Annotated in this window: 14 protein-coding genes; 8 read left to right on the plus strand and 6 right to left on the minus strand. The window is 62.9% G+C overall.

Annotated elements, in window-relative coordinates; translation table 11 throughout:
* Together CKO15_RS11290 and CKO15_RS11295 are read left to right on the plus strand one after the other, a co-directional pair.
* On the plus strand, positions 1–691 hold a 691-nt coding region (locus CKO15_RS11290; RefSeq protein ID WP_207124067.1), incomplete at its 5' end, for an NYN domain-containing protein.
* A gap of 402 nt (positions 692–1,093) precedes the next feature.
* Entirely contained in the window at positions 1,094–2,173 is a 1,080-nt protein-coding gene (locus CKO15_RS11295; RefSeq protein ID WP_200196273.1) for a DNA-binding protein, read from the plus strand.
* Positions 2,174–2,342: 169 nt separating this feature from the next.
* Here the strand turns inward: CKO15_RS11295 and CKO15_RS11300 are convergent, their stop codons facing one another.
* The 3 genes from CKO15_RS11300 to CKO15_RS11310 form a co-directional block, all read right to left on the minus strand.
* Positions 2,343–2,834, minus strand: a complete 492-nt coding sequence (locus CKO15_RS11300) for an ankyrin repeat domain-containing protein (protein WP_338036054.1) — start codon at positions 2,832–2,834, stop codon at positions 2,343–2,345.
* A 176-nt stretch (positions 2,835–3,010) separates the two neighbouring features.
* The gene (locus CKO15_RS11305) at positions 3,011–4,258 is read right to left on the minus strand and encodes a 5-methylcytosine restriction system specificity protein McrC (protein ID WP_200196277.1); all 1,248 of its coding nucleotides are present in this window, start codon (positions 4,256–4,258) and stop codon (positions 3,011–3,013) included.
* 3 nt (positions 4,259–4,261) lie between these two features.
* A complete protein-coding gene (locus CKO15_RS11310) occupies positions 4,262–6,910 on the minus strand; it encodes an McrB family protein (protein ID WP_200196279.1) in 2,649 nt (882 codons plus the stop codon).
* Positions 6,911–7,240: 330 nt separating this feature from the next.
* Here CKO15_RS11310 and CKO15_RS11315 point away from each other — a divergent pair, with 330 nt between their 5' ends.
* Positions 7,241–8,080 (plus strand): ADP-ribosylglycohydrolase family protein, encoded by an 840-nt coding sequence (locus tag CKO15_RS11315; RefSeq protein WP_200196281.1) that lies wholly within the window; start codon positions 7,241–7,243, stop codon positions 8,078–8,080.
* Complete coding sequence (locus CKO15_RS11320; RefSeq protein ID WP_200196283.1) at positions 8,073–8,567, plus strand: gamma-glutamylcyclotransferase family protein; 495 nt, start codon at positions 8,073–8,075, stop codon at positions 8,565–8,567. The genes CKO15_RS11315 and CKO15_RS11320 overlap by 8 nt, the downstream gene beginning before the upstream one ends.
* Here CKO15_RS11320 and CKO15_RS11325 read toward each other — a convergent pair.
* From CKO15_RS11325 to CKO15_RS11335, 3 genes are all read right to left on the minus strand, one after another.
* Positions 8,533–8,892, minus strand: a complete 360-nt coding sequence (locus CKO15_RS11325) for a gamma-glutamylcyclotransferase family protein (protein WP_200196285.1) — start codon at positions 8,890–8,892, stop codon at positions 8,533–8,535. The two genes, CKO15_RS11320 and CKO15_RS11325, sit on opposite strands and share 35 nt — an antisense overlap.
* Before the next feature lie 91 nt (positions 8,893–8,983).
* Complete coding sequence (locus CKO15_RS11330; protein WP_200196287.1) at positions 8,984–10,852, minus strand: hypothetical protein; 1,869 nt, start codon at positions 10,850–10,852, stop codon at positions 8,984–8,986.
* Positions 10,853–11,147: 295 nt separating this feature from the next.
* Entirely contained in the window at positions 11,148–13,136 is a 1,989-nt protein-coding gene (locus CKO15_RS11335) for a restriction endonuclease subunit S domain-containing protein (RefSeq protein WP_200196289.1), read from the minus strand.
* Positions 13,137–13,372: 236 nt separating this feature from the next.
* Here CKO15_RS11335 and CKO15_RS11340 point away from each other — a divergent pair, with 236 nt between their 5' ends.
* The 4 genes from CKO15_RS11340 to CKO15_RS11355 all read left to right on the plus strand — a co-directional run bounded on the left by CKO15_RS11340 (position 13,373) and on the right by CKO15_RS11355 (position 19,202).
* The gene (locus CKO15_RS11340; protein ID WP_200196291.1) at positions 13,373–14,503 is read left to right on the plus strand and encodes an AAA family ATPase; all 1,131 of its coding nucleotides are present in this window, start codon (positions 13,373–13,375) and stop codon (positions 14,501–14,503) included.
* The gene (locus CKO15_RS11345; protein WP_200196293.1) at positions 14,500–15,765 is read left to right on the plus strand and encodes a vWA domain-containing protein; all 1,266 of its coding nucleotides are present in this window, start codon (positions 14,500–14,502) and stop codon (positions 15,763–15,765) included. Before CKO15_RS11340 ends, CKO15_RS11345 begins: the two co-directional genes overlap by 4 nt.
* A gap of 168 nt (positions 15,766–15,933) precedes the next feature.
* Complete coding sequence (locus tag CKO15_RS11350) at positions 15,934–18,333, plus strand: AAA family ATPase (RefSeq protein ID WP_200196295.1); 2,400 nt, start codon at positions 15,934–15,936, stop codon at positions 18,331–18,333.
* Between the two features lie 212 nt (positions 18,334–18,545).
* The gene (locus tag CKO15_RS11355) at positions 18,546–19,202 is read left to right on the plus strand and encodes a sacsin N-terminal ATP-binding-like domain-containing protein (protein WP_200196297.1); all 657 of its coding nucleotides are present in this window, start codon (positions 18,546–18,548) and stop codon (positions 19,200–19,202) included.
* Positions 19,203–19,318: the final 116 nt, after the last annotated feature.

Consider the following 19,318-nt stretch of genomic DNA (forward strand, 5'->3'; position numbering starts at 1 on the left):
GTGGAACGGCCCCACCACATCCGGTGGAATCGCCCCCCCACTTCCGGTGGAACAGCACACCCGCTTCGCGTGGAATCGGCACCCCACTTCCCGTGGAATGCACCCCCCACTTGAGGACTATTCCATACGCGATCACGCACTTGCCCGACAGGCTGATCTCGTTGAAGTGCGCTACTACACCGCCCCCGTCTTGGGCCGCATGTGTGACAGCGCGGACTCCCCGAAGCGCCAACGCTCTTACCTGCAAGCGCTTCGCAAGATGCATCCCCGGCAAATCACTATTATCGAAGGCAAGATCATTGCCTCCAAACCGGTCAAGCGCTTGGCCGATAAAATCCCTGAATGCCCAGAGCTTGACCGAGTACGGGTACACGACTTCCAGGAGAAGAAGACCGACGTTAATCTCGCTGCTGATCTGATCGCTGGCGCTTGGACCGGAGCCTATGAGCAAGCGGTCGTGTGCAGCAACGATACAGAACTAGAGGCAGCGCTTAGTACCGTTCGTCGGTATCATTCTGATGTTCGCTTGGGACTCATTGCCCCCATCTCGGGCACTGATCATAGGCGAATCGCGGCCGACCTAGCCAAACATGCGCATTGGTCGAAGACACTCAGCCCAACACATCTTGGCAAAGCTCAACTGCCTTGTCGCATCCCGCACTCACACCTTCGAAGGCCCGAAGCTTGGTGACCGGGAGCAGCGACAAAAGATCATAACCCGCACTGGTTAGGTGTTGTGGGGCAGGTCTTTCAAGGTGGCGCGCGCTGCGCGGCGGCCGTGCCCGGCGACCGATCGTAACCCGCTGATTTATAAAATTACACTCTCCTCCTGATAGCACCTCCGCACCACCCCGTGTGCTGCGCGGGGTCTCTGTGCGTTGCGGCGGCGGTGCCAGCCTGAGATCGCAACACATGTGAATTTATGTTGCGATGTGGACCTATTTGATACCGATTCGGTATGTACTATAAATAATGTACGGTATTATTGTCGGCACACGATCCAGGCCGACCCCCCATGGCCCCTAGGGGCCTGGAGCGCCACCGCCCGACCCCACGGCCTATCGGCCACTGCCGCTACCGAGGAGACACCGCCATGCCCGCAGCCCGCCTGACCCTCGAAGAAGTCCGCAGCGCCGTGCTCTCCTGCCTCGGCGAGTGTCTGGCGCCGAGCGCCGATCGGCTGATCGAACGCATCGGCCACGGCTCCAAGACCACCGTGCTGAAGTTGAGGGCGCAGGTGCTTGAAGAGCTGCGCGATCACTTCACCGGTCACGTGCCGAGCGGCTTCCCCGAGGCGCTGCACGAACCCCTGGAGGCCTTCTGGTACGAGGCGCAGCGGGTCGCTCACGATGAACTCGCCGAGCAGCGGCAGCGACTGGAGCAGGAGAGGGCGCGGCTCGGCGCCGAACACGAACAGATGCAGCGCGAGATCGCGGCGGCCGACGCCCGCACCGAGCAGGCACGGCAAGAACGCATTCAGGCCGAACAGCTCACCGAAGAGCGGGCTCGGCAGATTGAGCAGCTGCGCCAGGAGCGTGACGAGGCCCGCCAGGAGACGGCCGCGCTGCGCCGAGAGCACGAAGCCGAGCGCCGGGAGTGGCTCGCCACCCACGAGCAGACCCGAGAGCGCCTAGAGGAGCAAATCGACAGCCACCAACGCGCGGCTCAGGAGTTAGAGGCCGAGCTGACCCGTGAGCGAGAGCACCGGGAGTGGCAAGAGCAGCAGTACATCGCGCGCTTTAACGAGGTCAGCAACGCCCGCGACGCCGCCAACCAAGCGCTCAAGGAGGCGCAGGCGTGGCATAAGAAGGTGCAGGACGAGCTGCGGGCGAAGCTCGAAACGGTACAGTCTCGCTGTACCGAACTCGATGCCGCACAGCGCGCCCTAGAACAGGAGCGCGCGCAGTGGCAAGCGGAGCAGCAGCGGTGGCAGGCGGCCGAGGAGCGGTGGGCAGAAGAGCGGCGGCAGTGGCAGGAGGAGCAGCGGGGATGGCGGGAGCAGTTGGAGCAGTTGCAGGCAGAGTGGCGACAGCAGCGTGAAGCGATGGAGGCGCAGCGCGCCGATCTGGAACGCCAGCGCGACGAGGCGAAGGCGGAGGTGGTTCAGGCACGGGAGGAGCGGGCGCAGGTGCTCCGGTATCTGGAGGGGAGGGGGAGTGGAGGCGGGGAGTGAGGAGGGGCCGTGGAGCAGCCTGACCGGCGCATACCGCCGGCGCAGCAAAACCAAGATCAGTGCGGGAAAGTTCAGGTTGCTACGGCCATCGCGAGATAATCGGTCTTAATCCCTTCTCAAACAGGGCAGTCCTCAAACGGCAGGGCTTTCAAGGTGTGCAAACATGCCATTATGAATCAATATGTTGCAGGACTGCTTGCAGCGTTCTCTGGTAGCAAATTGCGATCCTGACTTGCTGCGGTGGCTGCGCTATCAAGCGGTTGCGGATGAGCAGCAGGGACTCACCTTGAAAGGCCTGGTCCTCAAACGGTCGCGCCAGTCGGTGTGCCCGGTGGTTCCGGCGTCTTAATCCCTTCTCAAACAGGGCAGTCCTCAAACGCATAAGCGGGGTTTCACCAAGCGAGGTCCGGGCATCAACGTCCGCGCCGTGCGCCAATAGCGTCTCAGCCACGCTTGGGGAATTAAAACACGCCGCGAACATCATCGCCTCCCAGCCAAACCCGTCCCGAGCCTCAACCTCAGCCCCATGCGCGAGCAGCGCCTCAACCGTTCCCGACTCGCCGTGCAGGGCGGCCGCCATCAGCGCGGTCCAGCCTTCCACGTTCCTCGCGTCGACATTAGCCCCCCGATCAAGAAGGGGTAGACCCAACAGTCGTGTCACCAGCCGCCACTTCTCTCAAAGTAGGGCCAGGCGAGTGTTCATATTGAGTTCGAACCGCCCATACGGATTGACGTGGACGGAGTCGGTGTGGTCCTGTGCAAGCACTTAAAAAGTAAAGATTTATCTTCCTTGGCGTACGATTTTTTCCGTTTTCTGAGACGACCCCTATGTTGCCCCTACGAAATGTGGTGGCCACCCAGAACCGGCGTGAGATCGGGCTGCAGAGTGTCAACGGGCACACCCTCAAGCGTTAACAGCGCCGACCCTGACCCTGGCCTTATCAGGTTGAGGGTATGGCGTTGTCCCGCCCGAATATACGTCTGCTCAGGGTACAGGAGTCCGACTCTATCGCAGTGGTAGGCGGAGGCATAGGTAGCGAGCTGATAGAGGTCTGCGGAGGAGAGGGCGGCCAGAGCGTCGGGGTTGTCGATCCGTTTCCATTTCGTATCAAGTATGGCTACCGGCCGCTTATCAGTATCGAGGAGGCAGAGATCGGGGCGCATCAGCAGACGGCCTCGGCCATCTTCCGCTTCGCCGAGGTAGCGCCGGGGGCCTTGCTCCACCAAGTGAAATCCGCAGCGGCGCGCGAACGGGCGGAGCCGGTTGGCGGTAAAGCGCTCGAAAAGTCGGTTCATGTCGAACAGCAGGGAGAAGGCTTTGTAGTGCCCGGAGCGGGCGTCCAGATATTGCCCCTCCAAGAAGAGGTGAGCCAGCTCGATCAGCGGGGCGTAACGCCTCTGCATGCGGTTGAGCTGGTCGCAGCGAGGGGCGTGTTCGTGTCGGCTCAAGGTGCCCGCCTGGCTAAAGTGGGTCCGCAGGGCGCGCAGCTGGTGACTCAGGGAGAGGCTGCTGCTCAAGCGGATGACGAGTAGGAGCGCGCTGTGCAGTAGGCGGTTCACCGGAATGTCAGTGACCAGCTCACCGTAGCGGCATGCCAGTCGCTGCGGCTTCATCAGATTTTCGCGCTGTTGGCGCACCAGATCGATTCGACCACGAACCTGGTCCAAGCTATCGTCCACATCTCGATAGTCGCGCAGGAGCCCCTGTCGCAGCTGGTCTCTGAGCAGGCGCCCGAAGTGGCGGATGAATAGGTCCAGTAGGGTGCCCTCTTGGGTGGCCAGTCCGGCGCTTCCGTGGTCAAGCCCCTCAAGCTCTCCGGAACGGGCGAGCAGGGTCAGCAGAGTCTGGCGCTGCTGTTGTTCAGTCTGATAGGGGGTGAGCTTGGGCAGCACCTCGATCTGTAAGCCCGCGACCTGTACGACGCCGCAGAACTGGGTAAATTTCACCCGGCGGTGGCCCCACTGCAGGCATGCACTCGGAAGAGCACCGGCAGCAGCAGCCAGTGCATCGGCCTCGCAGGTAGAGAGATCGCCCCCGTCACCAACCTCCAGCCAGCCGTGCTCGAAGGCGGTCAAATGCTTCACGCTTCACGCCTCGTCGCCCAAGGACTCGTAGATTTTTTTGAAAGCGTCGGCCGTCATCTCATCAGGCGGTTTGACCTGGTAGTCGAGTTTTTCAGGCAGTTCACTGTCTTCGTCCACGAAGAGCTGTGCCGGGTCGAGCGTCGTAACAGTGATCAGTTGCTGTTCAAAAGCGGCACCTTCGTCGGCCAGCACGCGGCGGATTTGGCTCCAGTCTTCGTAAAAGTACTCGGCCAGCATCGGGATGATGTCGTACGCCATCACTTGGCGCAGGGCGGCAAGGTCTTTGACATCGGTGAAGTAGGCATGGCCAAAGGTTTGGTCGCGGTGCAATAGGTAGCGCAAGCGCAGATTGATGGCTCCGAGCAGGGCGCGCAGGTTGAGCAGCCCGCCCTCGCCGTCGGGAATATAGCCGTCCCCTTGGCTGCCGGCGATCCGATTCGGCTCCGGCATTAACTCCTGGAAGTGGAAGCGGCGGCGTAGGGCGGCGTCCATCAGCGCGATGGAGCGGTCGGCGGTGTTCATGGTGGCGTAGATGTCGAGATTCTTGGGTACGCCGAAGCGTTCGCCGGAGTAGGGCAGGACCAACTCGATGCCCTCTACCAGCTGCCCCTCGTCGTCCCACCAAGCGCGCTTGTCAGCCTCGATGAGGGTGATCAGCTCACCGAAGATGCGCGAGATGTTGCCGCGGTTGATCTCGTCGATAAAGAGCGCATAGCGTTGACGCGGATCCTGACTGGCGCGCTGACAGAACGCTTTGAACAGGCCGTCACGCACCTCGTAGGTGATGCCGCCGTTTTCGGTAGTCTGTGGCCGAATCCCCTCGACGAAGTCTTCGTAGCTGTACGACTGGTGGAAGGTGACGGTCAGGTGGCGCTTGATACGCTCGTCATCACTGGCTGGCCCCTGTTGTAATCGAGCGAGTCGGTCACGCAGAGCGTCGCCGACCTCCTCCCATTCGCCGGTCAGTATCCAGCGTCCACTAGACTGCTTGTCGAAGATCAGCGGCGGTTGGCGCTTTTCCACGGCGTAGTTGACGGTAGTGGAGTCGGTTACCGTATGGATCTGCAGCGCTCCCCAGCAGGTCGCCCGCAGGTTTGGGCTATTGGGTCGCCCCTGCACCCGCGCCTTGGCCTTGAAGAATCGATGCTGCAGAAGGTCATTCACGGTGACGCTACCGTTGAGATCCGCCAGGGCTAGGGCGGTGGCTTCCCACCAAGAGATATCGGCGAGCTGCTCCTCTAGCCATTCGTCGGTAGACGCCTGGTTGGCTTGGCTCTCGTAGTGGGGCATAAGGTGGGTGCGCAGGTGGTAGGTCTTGCCGGTGCCAGGTGGTCCGTAGAAGATGACGTTCTTGGGGCGCGCCATCTGAATGGCCAGCTTCTTTGGCGTGTCCGCTGCGACACTCGATCTTTGTACCGGTGGCAGTTGCTGCCACAGCCGTGAGGCCAATTTCGCCGACCGGGGCTTGATCTCGATGCCTGATCCCTGTGGCGACCAGGTTTGATCATCAGTTGTCTCAGCTGTGAGCTGATCAATGCGGACATAAGCATCGACGGTAGGGTCGCGCAGGTCGGTCAGGGTGATGTCGACATAGTCCGTAGTCTCGCCATCGGCAGCTCGTGCCGGGTCGTAATGGAGCTCTTTGTAAGCCGCTGAGGCGATATTGCCTCGGGCGATGAGCCCGCGTGGCTCCTCACCTAGGCGCACCAGATAGAACGTATCCCCCTCCTGTGGCTGGACCGAGGAGGTGTTCCACTCCATGGTCACATTATCCCCGCCGGCGACTTTCAAGCGATCCTCTTGGAATGTCCGCCACGGCCAATACTTAGGGTTCCAGGCCATGAGCCAGGTCTTAGGGGTGGGCCGCCACTGCTCGACCCAAGGTGAGTCGTAAAAGTCGATCGGTTCGCCGTGCTCGTTCTCCAAGCGCTGGCGAAGCTCAAGCAGCGCTTGATCAATCTCGCGTTCGCTCATCTGCCCAAGGCTCTGTTTGGATAGCCCAGCCATGGCCTCCAGAATCTTGTGCTTATCAGCGGTGACGGAGGTGTGTTCGAAGTGATCGGGAAAGAGCAGATAGCTCAAGATATGTGGCAGTTGTCTTTTGCCGTGGCCGCGGATTGTTGCCAGCCAATCGACGAATAGCCAAGGATCGTCGACCAGCCGCTGCTGCTGAGCTGCATCCAACGACTTGAAGGTGCGTACAAATTCGATGAGGAAGGCCAGTTCGCGCCAGCGGAGGGTGTTGAATCCGGTGCCAGTGCTACCGACACCGCTGAGGCTTTGATCGTCCATGAACGGCGCCGCCGCTGGGAAGGCTTTGTTGCTCAGCTCCCATACCTCGCGTACGAGCCCCTGTTTGGTCGCCGGCTTGATGTTGCTGGAGAAGAGCAGCAACAGCCAGTTGAGTTCAGCCATCAGCTGGATGGCGTCCGATGATGCGGCGGCGAGCTGAAGCGAGAGCTTGTGCACGAAGCTGTCGCCCCCCTCGATAGGGTTGTGGGTGAAGCTGCGCTCCAGCTCTTCAAGATTGGTGAGCGTCCAAAGAGGCTTATCGCAGAAGAGACTGCCATCCTCAAGCAGGCAGGTCGACTTCCAGTGTTCGGCGGCGGTGAGTAGGTGTGTTGTGTCGTGGCGATGGCTGTAGCGGCTCATGGGGACTCTTCATTGTCGTTCTGAAGCGGGGTGGTCGGTGGCTCAAATCTTGAAGCGGCTATGATCACCCCTTCGTCCAAAGCCTAACGCAAAGTTCGGTTTAGCTCATCACCCGGCTACCATAGCCGCTACCCCTAAAACCACGGTGCACGGTTGTGGGCGAAGCCGTGCCCGGTGAGTCTGTGGATAAGTCGGATTTCTGGCTCAGCGCTCCGTTTAGGCATAATGCGTTCAGTGTGGGAGAGTAGATTCCGCAACCTCGTGCCCACGCGATCACTCTGCGAACAACCGCCCGGGTTGGACGGAGTCGAGACCAACGGGACGACAAACATGATCGAGCATAGCCCTCCGCAGACCGAACTCCAGGACCGGATCACCGGTACCTTGCTCGGCCTAGCCGCCGGTGACCGCATCGGTGGGCCGCTCCAGTTTGCCCTCTGCCTCGCCGAAAGTCTCATCGAGAATGCCGGACTCAACCGCAGCGATGTGTTCCGGCGTTACCTCGCGTGGTACCGGGATGGCGCTTTTGATACTGGAACTGTCGCCAGCCGTGTGCTGTCACTCGCCCACGCCGGCACTCCAGCCGATTCCGCTGTTACACAGGTGGATCGCGAGCTTGATGGGCTCACAGCGGGATGCAACCCTGCGCATCGGGTCGCCCCGATCGCCATGGCACTAACCATACCGGATGAGTCGGTGGCGGAAGCGGCCCTGCAGGAGGCAGCCCTGACCCACCACCATCGGCTGGCTGGTGATGCGGCCGCAGCCGTGGCGGTGCTTTGCCGGACCCTGATTCGGGGGGCTTCCTGGGAGGCCGCTCTCGCCCACGCTGCTCAGGACCGATTGCCCGAAATCCGGGCGACCCTAGAGCCGACTGAGTCCGGCAGGCTGGCTCCGAGCGGCTTTGCCCCTGAGACCCTGCAGGCCGCTGTGCAGCTGGTAAACCGTGCCGCTGGTTTTCAGGACGCGCTCGTTGCAAGCTTGCACTTCGCCGGCGGAGCCAACTACGCCCCGGTCCTGGTGGGTGCGATCGGCGGAGCGCGGTGGGGGGCCGGCCAGATTCCGGCGTCAGAACTTGCGCACTGCACAGATCTGCAGCGCACCACTCGGATAGCTCATAAATTCGGGCATGCGGCGAAGCAAAATCCACAAGGAGATCGAGATGTCTGAGAGGCTTTGCTACTTCGCCTTCGGATCGAACATGCACACCCGCCGTTTGCAGCAGCGTGTCCCCTCGGCTCACCCCATCGGTAGGGCCTTTCTCCCGGAGCGACGACTTGCCTTCCGAAAGTTGGGCGTCGACGGTTCGGCCAAATGCGATGCCCAATGGACCGGGAACCCGGCTGATCAATTGCCGGGCGTGCTCTTTGAGATCGACGCTAATGAGTTGGCGGCTCTCGATGCGGCCGAGGGGGCCGGAAGCCCCTTTACGGTCCACTATGAGCGGATAGTGGTGGTCGTTACCCAAGAAGGGGGGGCTGAGGTCGAGGCGCTGACCTACCAAGCCGTGGAGGAGGCGATCAGGGAGGGGCTGCGTCCAACGCCGGAATACCATCAGTACGTCCTCCAGGGCGCAGTCGAGCACGGCCTGCCGGAGTGGCACATCGCGGCCATCCGCCAAGTTACCTGCAATCGATCCACTCGCCACTCGGGATGACTGCTCCGCGCGCATCGTTTTTGATATAGAGCCACGCTGAGCCGCACGGTGTTTCAATCCGCTTGCGGTCGTACAGCATCGGGTAACCTTCGAGCCGGTCTATGGGAGCCAGGTCACGGACCTTGTAGATTTCCCCCTGGATGGCGGTACCACCGCCCTCCCGCACGGCCGGGAAGGCCCCCAGGTCGATCAGTTCGTACTCTGGGGCGGTCGCCCAAGCCATGAGAAAGCGTCCATTGGCTCTCGCGAGGACGTGGTGATTGGAGTGGCCGCGTTTCAGCGTGCCGTAGACGAAGACAAGCGTACTGCCCGAGCCCGCGTTCATAAGACCTCCTGGTGCACTGTTCTGGCCCGACGATTTCGAAGACCGATTTCAATCACCTGACCCAAGACCATCGCTACCGGAGCTAGGTCCGCTAGCCTGCTGTGGTCGCTGTAGGGTGTGCAGCGAAGACCTGACTCTGCGACGGCGCCAGTGCCACCGCCATCGCTTGGCGGCGCAACTCAGCCTCTTCCGCAGGACGACTGAACCGGGAGGCCTCGTCCGTTTCCGGCCGCAGCGCGATCGCCATCGCTTGCGCCTTGCTCGGTGCATGGCCGTGTTCAGCCAGCGGCTCTAACAGCGACAGAGCCTCCCGGTCACTCAGGTGGTCGGCGACACAGCTGGCAAAGATGTTCGCCCAGGTGAGAGAGGGCGGCCGGCGGACAATCTCCTGCACGATGTCGTGGAGCGTCTCGATCGTCCCCTTATGGCGGCCCATGTACTCTCGATTTTTGAGCCATGCGGGCCGCTCCAGTGAACGCAGGAGCAGTGCATCGTCCAGTTCAGAGGCGACCTCTGCAAGCTCGCTCGCGTGCTGACCGTGCTGCACCCGTTGGCTCCTTGGGTGCGATTGGGACCCGCTCGTTCTGTTCAGCGAGGGGTGGAATTGACGGTGCTCCAGCAGGTCGCTGACGATGCGGCAAGTGGTGACCTCGGTAACCAATGCATCGACGACATCGACGCCATTTTGGTAGGCGAGGAGAGCGAGGCGGTTGTCGGCGCGCTCCGCTTCGATGCGCTGATCGGCGGGGAGGTCCCACTGCCATAGGGCAGGGGGTTCTTTTTGCTGACGCAGTAGGTGGCGCCGCAGCTTGCAGCGCGTCTCCCACAGGCGCGCTAGCGGCACTGGAGAGCGAGGGGTGTCAGCGAGCTGACAGAGCCATTGGAGGGCGTAAGCGCCGTGCCGCCGCCGTGCACTTCCCGCCCAGCGGAGAAAGAGGGGGATCGCTTCACTGTCGGCTGCCTCGGCCCGGTGGAACAGTGCGGCAACGCTCTCGGGGCCCAGCCCGCAGCCGTGCGGGCCGTTGACGGGATGGCTCTGGTAGTAGGCGGCGAGCGCGTGAACAGCAGCGCTGCCGTAGCCGTTCAGCCGTTTTGCCCGCGTTGCCGCTGCGGTATCGATCCCGGTGTCGGCCAGCGTGACGTGCGCCCAGTCGCGGTTGCCGGTCAGCTCGATCGGTTGCCCTATGCTCCCGCAGCTCTCCAGGCAGATCGTCTCTCCGGTCGCCTCAATGTGCTCAAGGAGTGGAGCCTCGCGCACCTCTAGGCGCTGCAGTGGGGGAGATAAGTGCAATTCGCAGAGCAGCGGCACCCCTTTGATGCAGACCTGTTCGAGGCGGCTGCCGTCGCGGTCGGCAATACGGACCCACCCGCCGGCACTCAGGATCAGCGCCGCCGGTCCCAGTGGCACCTCCAACGTAGCGGGATCGTGGGCTGCCGCCCCTCTTGTGGCTCCGATACAGCAAAGCGCGTCGACATCGGGCTTCTCAGGCAGCGCCCTACTGTTACTCAGCAGCGCCCCGGACCAAGTGGACTCGCCCTCTCCGCGGCGCTGCGGCAGGCGCAGCTCGGCGGTACCGAGGCAGGCATCGAGTTCGGCAACGGAGCCCTCTAGGCGCACTTCGACCGACTCGCCCTCGGCTCCCAGCCAGTGGATCACCGCGCCCGGCTCAGCATCGGGCAGCAGGATGCGGTGCAGCTGCGGGCAGCCGCTCACGGCAATCACCACACCGGCAGCGACTTCGCGTAGATCCAACGTTTGCAGCTGTGGACAGCCGTCAATATCGAGGGCGCGCAGACGTGGCTCGCGCAGGCGTATGGCCGTAGCCGAATGGTGGCGCAGCTCGGCGCCTCCGCCGTGATCGAGCTGCAATGTAGGCTCAATTGCTGTCGCTGCCTCGGCAGCCGATCGCTCTGTAGCGGCTGCGGGACTGGAAATCGTATTAGACATGGAACTGGACATGGTGCTACACCTCCCCCTTGGCTCTGTGTTGCTTGGGCAGTCTGCCGCAGAGCGGTGACTACCGGCGTCGTCTCCAGTCCATTGCGTCCCGATGTAAGAGCAAACCAGAGAACTGCGACTGCATCGTAGTATAAACAATACTAAAAAGAAGCGCCACGACGCGGTCTGGTGTTGCGTGCCTTGAGCGTCGATGTCCTCTCGCTTGAAACCGGCTCAACCGGTGGGCGAATTCAGCTCGTCCCGCTAACTCCGGCGGGTCAACTGTCTGCAAAGGCAACGAAGCAGGAGGGTAATCCTAAACGAAAGACCAGTGTTGCCGCTCAAGAGCCGCTTTGGCGGCCGCATTCTCTGCTTGCAGTTCGCGGATCTGCTGATACCGCGCCTGCGTCTGCTCGTGGTGGGTGTGCACCGCTTCGAGCTCTGCCGCCGTGGGCAGGGGGATCGGTAGATCGCGGATGTCGGCGGCACGAAGTAGCGGGATGGCCGAACCGCGTGCGATCGCTGCAAAGTAGTTCTGTACCACGGTGCTGGTGAGATAGTGGAACAGGTAGGTTGAACTCGGAGCGGGCTCTGCCGCAGGCAGGGTGTGTCGCTCCGCTGCATGCGGTCGAATAATCAGGAAGGATTGGTTGGCGACGATCGGCTCATCGGTCTCCGGTAGCGTCTCGACGAGCGCTACGGTGCCCGGGTTGCCCTTGATAGTGAGCAGGATATCGCCGGACTCAAGCCGCTGGTTCCAGCCCCGATGTACCGCTTTGGGGTGGGTTACGGCTACGGCGCGAAGTGACTCCCACGGCAGAGTGGCCGGCTCGATTAGGCCGCTCTCCCCTAAGTGCGCCGGTGAGAGTTCCCGAAACCGGTACGGGGTGCGCTCTTCAAGCAGCGGCTCTCCCGCCGCCCCCTCGGCCGCCAGATCGGTCAGCGATTGCCCCCGGATGAGCTCGGCGACCGCCTTGAGCGGTTGTGTCCGGCGCCTCTGCTGGAGGGACTCGATGCGGTTCTGCGCAGCGCCGCGGGCGTAGAGCTGAACCGAGCAGTCGTACTTGTTGTTCCGCAGCGGGCCATCCCGCGCCACGAGAGCACCGGGCGCCGCCTCACCATCGGGTTGGCGCTGGCGGATCTGCTCGCCGAGGCGGCGGTGCCAGTTCGCTTCTGGAGCAGCGGTACCGGGCTGCCGACTTGGATTGGTATTTCGCTGTTGCGCGGCCTCCAGTTGAGAGGCGTTGAGAAAGAGGATCTCTTGGCTGGGGCAGCGCTCGCGGCTGAAAGCCACAAGATGCGGACTCTTTAGAGCGGGCAGCGTCTCTTCGGGGAGCTGGACGACCGCTTGGAGCAGCCCAAGCTCGACCGCATGTTGGCGTAGGGCATAGTGCGCGGGGTGGTGGAGGAGCCGGCCTGGGACGAGCAGGTAGCCTTGTGTGTGTGCCCGCTCGGGGTCGGGCTCGAATGGGTTGATGGCCGAAATGGCGTAGTTGTGCCGCTCGGCCAGCGTGACGAAGGCCTCGGTTGTCAGCTGTTGCGGCAACTCGGTCAGGAGGCTGAAAAAGGCGTCACTGGAGTAGGCCGCAAACAGTGCCTCGGCGAGGCTGGAGTAGTGCTCCAGCCGGGCGCGCGTCACCAGGCCGAGCGCAATGGCTACGCCCGGAGCGGTCGATTCGAGTCGACTCGGCGGGCGATCGAACTCGGCAAGATCGTGGTCGGTCAGGATGAGTCGGCGTCGCGGCACGGCGGCGGCGGTATCGTCGGCCTCTTTACGGTGCTCTGCATCTTCCGCCAAGACCGCAAGGAGTGGGGTGCAAGCGTTACCGATGACCGCCACTTCCTGCACGGAGTCGGCGAGGGCCGCATGGAGCATTTCGGCGACCCCGAATGCCACGCTGTGACGGCCCGTGCTCTGCCGCAGCAGGGCTCGCGCTAGGGCGGCTTGCTTCCAGTAGAGACCGGTGGCACCTCTAAGGGCGGTCTGGACCGCCTCGCGTTCGTCGCCGGTGCAGTAGCGCAGCAGTCTCTCGGCCAACCAGTGGTAGGCGGTTTCAGCGACCCCGCCGAGCTCGTCACCGACGGCCCGGCAGGCCTCTGCCAACGCATTCGGCCGGTCGCGCTCATCCGCAGCGCCGCCAGGGACAACCGTAACGACCCCAGAGTGGGCCAGTGTCGGCCAGATCGCGAGCAGTGCTGCAGCATCGGCGAGCTGCTTGCGCCCTAGCGGTTTTTTGAGGGGGGACGACAGCTCGCGCAACAGACGTTCCGGAGTCGCGAGCAGTGGGCTATCGGTGCGGAGCATGATGGTCGGCAGTCTACAAGACCCTCTGAGGGTGAGCAATAAGAGAGATGTTGAGATAGCGTTCTATCTCTTATAGTATAGCCAATACTATTGAGGGGCGCCAGTCTTGATTTGCTGTTTTGCGAGTTGAGTCAATCACAACAAGGGGAGGGGGGGGCTATGTTGAGCGTAATCGGGCTTGTGCTTTGTGATACGGCGGTGAGTGGCACCAGGCCGAGTGACGGGGGGGTGACGTCGTGAGTGCTACAGCCGTCTCCCTCCGTGATGCACACGCCATTCTGCACCATCAGGCTGCGGCACTGCTAGCCGATCCGAGTCGCGCCCATCAGTTGCCGCCGACCCTGCTCTGGGGGCCGCCGGGCGTGGGCAAAAGCAGTGTGGTTCGCGATGTCTGCACCGACCTGGGCATCCCCTTGATCGACGTCCGTCTATCGCAGCGTGAGCCGGTCGACTTGCGTGGTTTGCCGGTCCCTCGGGAGGATCGGGTCGATTGGCTGCTCTCCGGTGAGTGGCCGCGTGATCCCGACAGCGCCGGGATCATCCTCTTCGACGAAATCACGGCGGTCGATCGCAGCCTGCAGGTCGCTGCCTACGAGTTGCTGCTCGATCGTCGGTTGGGCGATCTCTACCGTGTGCCTGATCGCTGGTATCTCTGCGCCGCCGGCAATCGCGAGGAGGACGGCGCTGCTGCGTTGGGGATGTCGAGCGCCTTGGCGAACCGCTTCTGCCATCTGGAGGTGGCGGCTGAGTTGGAGCCGTGGCTGCGCTGGGCTCAGGAGCAGGGGCTCCATCCCGATGTTCTCGGTTTTTTGCGCTACCGACCCGACTGCTTCTTGCAGCTTGAGGGCGATCTGCAGCGGGGCTGGCCGAGTCCGCGCAGTTGGGAGCGGGTGGCGCGGCAACTGACCCTCGCTGCAGAGACCGGGCTGGGCGATGGGCCGCTGCAGCGGATCATCGAGGGGCTGGTCGGTGCCGGTGCGGCGGCAGAACTGGCGGCCTTTCGCAGCTGGGCCGGCACGCTGGAAGATGCCGAGGCGATGCTGCGCGGGCGGGCGCCCATCACCATCCCGGAGCGGGCCGATCAGTGCTACGCCCTCTGTGCTGCGCTCGTCTACCATCTGTGGCGCGGGCCGGAGGGCGAACGAACCAAGCGCCTCGATCGCTTCTTAGAGGTGACGCTGGCGCTGAGCTCCGATTTTGCCACCATGGCGCTGATTGATGCGGTCGGTGGCGCCGAGGGGGTGACCGGTGAGCGGGGGCAGCGCATCTTTGCCCATCCGCGCTTCGGCGAGTGGGCTCAAACGCACGGCAGTGCGCTGCAGCGCTATCTGCCAAGCGGTCAGTCGCAGCAGGCGGCGACGGCATGAGGCCGCGACCGCCCAACCCCGAGGAGCAGGCGCGCAAACGCCGGGTGCGGGAGTTGATGCACGCCGACCGCCACGGTCTGCTGGTCTACTCGCCCTTTCTCGGCCTCCTCGCCATGCGCCTTGAACTGGTGCCGGTGATCGACTCTCGAGTGCCGACGGCACTGACCGACGGTCACGCCATCTATGCCTGTGCCGATTTCTGGATGCAACTGACCGAGGCGCAGCGGCTCTTTGTTATCGGCCACGAGATCTGGCACTGCGCGTTACAGCACCACGCCCGCCGATTCGAACGCGAGCGATGGCGCTGGAATCTGGCGATCGATCATGAGGTCAACGATCTATTGCGGCGCGAGGGCTTTAAGCCAGTGGAGGGCGCGATCTACCTTCACCAATTCGCCGGCATGAATGCGGAGACGGTCTACGAGGCATTATGCAGTGAGCAGAAGCCAAGCAGTAGCAGTGGCCAGACGCTGCCGGAACGCGACCCGCAGCTCAGCGATCTGCACGATCCGCCCGGTCCCGATCCGCAGGCACCGGTGCAGGACCCGGACTACGCACCGTGCAGCGATCCAGAGATCTGGCGCGAGTGGGGCACCCGGGTGCGGGCGGCTGCGCAGCAGGCCATTGCCGCAGGTACCATGCCGGGGTGGCTGGCGACGCGGATCGCTGCGGTGGGGCCGCCGAGCGTACCCTGGCAGCGCTATCTGCAGCGTTTTATCCAGCAGGTGCGCGGCGGCGGTACCCGCTGGCTGCCGCCCTCGCGGCGCCACTGGGGGCGGGGAATCTACTTGCCCAGCCGGCGCACGGATCGCTTGGATCTGGCGGTGACGGTCGATACCAGTGGCAGCACCACCGAGTTTTGGCCGCAGTTTCGCGCCGAGCTTGGGGGGATTCTGCGCAGCTGCGACGACTACCGCCTGCGGCTGCTCCAGCACGACACTCGCATCACTGCCGATGAAGTCTATACGCCGAGTCAGCCGCTACCGGCTCAGCTATCGATTCACGGCGCCGGCGGCACCGATCTGCGCGCCCCCTTCAACCACCTCGCCGATGCACCGCCGGCGGTGTTGGTGGTGATGACCGACGGCTTTGGGCCCATTCCGGGGCAGCCCCCCAATTATCCTGTGCTTTGGGCGCTGACCCCGGGATGGAATCAGGTGCCGGAGTGGGGGAGGGTGGTGAAGATGCAGGAGCAGTCGAAAGGTCGGCCGAAGGGTTCGCGCGCTCGAAGGGCCGGGCGCGTACCGGCTGGTCCGTCTTGAGTGGCGGTTTTAACCTGCATGCAACTGCGCAACGGTCTCTGAGCGCCGCTTCTAGGGCTACGGCAGCTTGACGCACCCAGCCATTCTGAGTAGTATAAGAAATACTACGAAGGCAGCCAAGCTATCCACAACAGTGCACGGCTACCTTCTGCTCGATAGGAGGGCATCATGCCGCACTTTCGCCGTCGCTTCCGCCACCGTGGCAGCTTCACACTGGATCCGACCGAAAACAACGGTCACGTCGACCCCATCAGCGAACTCCTCAGATTGTGGCTCATCCGCCTGCTGGTTCACACGCGCTGCGTAGAGGCGCTGGTAAACCACTGTAACTCGGTCGATGAGGATTTGGTCGCTGCCCTCGGGCTGACTCGTGAGTACAAAAAACTAGAGCACTACTTTGAGCAGCGAGAGATCGCGCAGCAGGAGTTTCATCCACACCGGCACCATCACCGACGGCGCGGCATGCTGATGGAAGAAGGGACTGCCACCAGCGCGGAGATCGCTGAGGCCGATGGGAGCAGCGAAGTCGATCAGGAGTTCGATACCTACCGGGAGTGGATTGCGGCGATCTACAAGATCCTAGAGGAGCGCCTAGCCACACTGGAGCAGTCGGAGCTCATTCTCGCTGAGAACAATCGTCTCGTGCGCAACGCCCAGGCAGTCTGCGAGCGACTGCAGCTCGGTGAGATCGACGCCCAACTCCTCGTCTACGTCACCTTAGAACAGATGGAGGACAATCTAGTCACGCAGGTCTTCGGTGCAGCGCGAGTTGTCCAGCGGTGCGATTACTTGACGGTGTTGGCAGTGGCGCTTGATCTGCCGGAGCCGAAGATCCGCGAGGCGCTGCGCCCTGGTGCACCGCTGATCCGCGCAGGGCTGATCCAGCATGAACGCCACCGCATGATGCGCAACGGCAGCGGTTTAGAGCTGCTCGACGGGTTGGCGGAGGCGCTGATCGGCGAGTTGGAGAGCACCGACGACGTCTTTCACTCCTATTTTCGGCCCAGTCCCGGCCCGCAGCTGGCCCAGTCGTGCTTTGCCCATTTGGCCAAAGACCTAGAACAGCTCGTCCGGCTCTTGCGCAACGCAGCGTCCGCCCGCGAACACGGCATCAACATCTTACTCTACGGACCGCCGGGGACCGGCAAGACCGAACTGGCTCGACTCGCCGCGCAACAAGCCGGACTCGATACCCGCGAAGTCAACTACGAGATGGCCGACGGCAAGCCGCTCAATCCGCACAATCGTCAGCGCGCCTATCAGCTCTGTCAGCACCTCATGGGCCGCAGCAGCGAGAGTGCAATTCTCTTCGATGAGATTGAGGACGTCTTCGGCGGCTTCAATATCCTCCGGATGCTCTTCTCATCGCGCGGCGAGGATCGCGGTGGCAAGGCGTGGACCAATCACATGCTGGAGACCAATCCGGCACCGGCAATCTGGATCACCAACAGCTCGCGGGTTCTCGATCCCTCCTATCTGCGCCGCTTCGCCTACACCCTAGAGGTGCGCCCCCCGTCGCCAGCGGTTCGCGCCGGCATGCTGCGCGAGGCGTGCGCCGAACTGCCGGTCTCGGAGGGGTGGATTGCGCGCGCTGCCCAGATCGACGGTCTAACGCCGGCGGAGATCCAGAGCGCCGTGCGCACCGCGCGACTTATTGGTGACCACCACTCGGCCAGCAACGCCGAGGCGTTCCTTGAGCAGCACTTGCGTCGGCAGTGTCGACTCCAGGGGCGCAGACCGCCGCAGCGCCGCCGTGGCAGCGAACTGCTCCGCTACGACATGGAGTACCTCAACGCCAAGCCGGAGATCGACACGGCGGTCAATGCCTTGGTCAACCTCGGCAGCGGCAGCCTGCTGCTGCACGGCCTGCCCGGCACCGGCAAAACCGCGCTCGCCGAGCACATTGCCCACCGCGCAGGACGCGAACTGATCAGTCGCCCCGCCTCACAGCTGCTCTCGAAGTGGGTCGGCGGCACGGAGCAGAACCTCGCTGCGCTCTTCGAGCAGGCTCAGGATGAGGAGGCGGTGCTGCTCATCGACGAGGCCGACAGCCTACTCTCCAGCCGTGAGGGCGCCCGCGCCAGCTGGGAGGTCACCCAGACCAACGAACTGCTGGTTCAGATTGAATCGTTCGAGGGGATCCTGATCTGTGCCACCAATTTCCTGGAGGCGCTGGATAGCGCCGTGCTGCGTCGCTTCGACCATAAAGTCAAGCTCCTTCCGCTGCGACCGCCGCAGCGCGAGGCGCTCTTTATTCAGCTCTGCGAGGTGTTAGAGGTCGATCAGGGGGGTGATCAAAGAACCGGCCCCGGGCAGTGCGCTGGCCGCCGCGGTGCATCGGCGATTGCGCCTGCGCTTGCGCGCCGTCTGCAGCAGCTCGACAGCCTGACGCCGGGAGACTTCGCTACGGTGGCCCGGCGCTTTGCCCACTCCACTCGTGCTGACGGGACAGCCCAGGGGGCGACTTCGGGGCCGGCGCTGGATGGCTACATACTGATTGAGGCGCTTGAGGTGGAGCAGCAGATCAAGCCGGAGGGTCGCAAACGGAGCGTGGGGTTTGCTCTGTAAATGGCGGCCGAACCAGACGGAGACGGTATCGAGTTGCTGCGTGGAGTGGGCGAGCAGACCACCGCTGGAGGGTGGAGGTGGTCTGGATGCACGTCAACCCGTATGGTCGATTTGATCTCGAAACGAGAACCCGGCTCAATCTGCCGTGATCAAGATAAGAGTCTTTGAAACGGCCGCATATTCTGCCGCAGAACCCGACAGCGAGGTGTTCAATGCCCACATATCAAGTGCCCCAAGGCTCGATATTCCTCCAGATCAAGCGCAACCTTGAGGATAGATACGGTTCTGGCCTCACCGTTCTGAAGGAGCTGATTCAGAACGCGGAGGACGCTGAAGCGGAGGTCGTGCGCTTTCTCGCACGCCGCGGATGGCCTGAGGCGCGTAACCCCCTACTGAGAACACCGGGCCTTTTGGTCGTCAACGATGGTCAATTCCAGGAAAGGGACGAGGAGGCCCTTCTTTCCTTCGGAGCGAGCTCGAAAGGCGACGACGCTGGCGCCATCGGGCGCTTCGGCTTCGGGCAGAAGGCTGTGTTTCATTTATGCGACGCCTTTGTCGCACACGCCTTCGGCCACGACCAGATCACTTTCTCAGAAGTGCTCAACCCTTGCCGCGATGTGATCCCAGAGAGCCAGGCAACAACGTGGGATCAGATTGGTACAGACGACCTAGCGCTCCTTGAGGCTGAGGCTAAGCGTGGTATGACTAAGGGCGGTATGACCCAGGGTTTCCTTCTATGGCTACCGCTTCGGTGCGATGCGATTCTTCCGGCGCCGCAGCTCTTCTTCACTGAAGAGAGAGTGGCCCCGGAGGACGTCGTCGCGGAGGCCTGTGCACAAAAGGGGGATCTACTGCTAGGGAGACACTGATTTATTCCGGCCCTGCCGTTCCGCTGTCGGTCCGGAGTTGAGATAATACGGCTCTGGCCCACAACCGAGAGTGCGCCCCCGATGCAATCGAGCTTCTCTGATCTGGAATATGCCGC

This window comes from Halorhodospira abdelmalekii (assembly GCF_016583625.1).
Lineage (GTDB): Bacteria > Pseudomonadota > Gammaproteobacteria > Nitrococcales > Halorhodospiraceae > Halorhodospira > Halorhodospira abdelmalekii.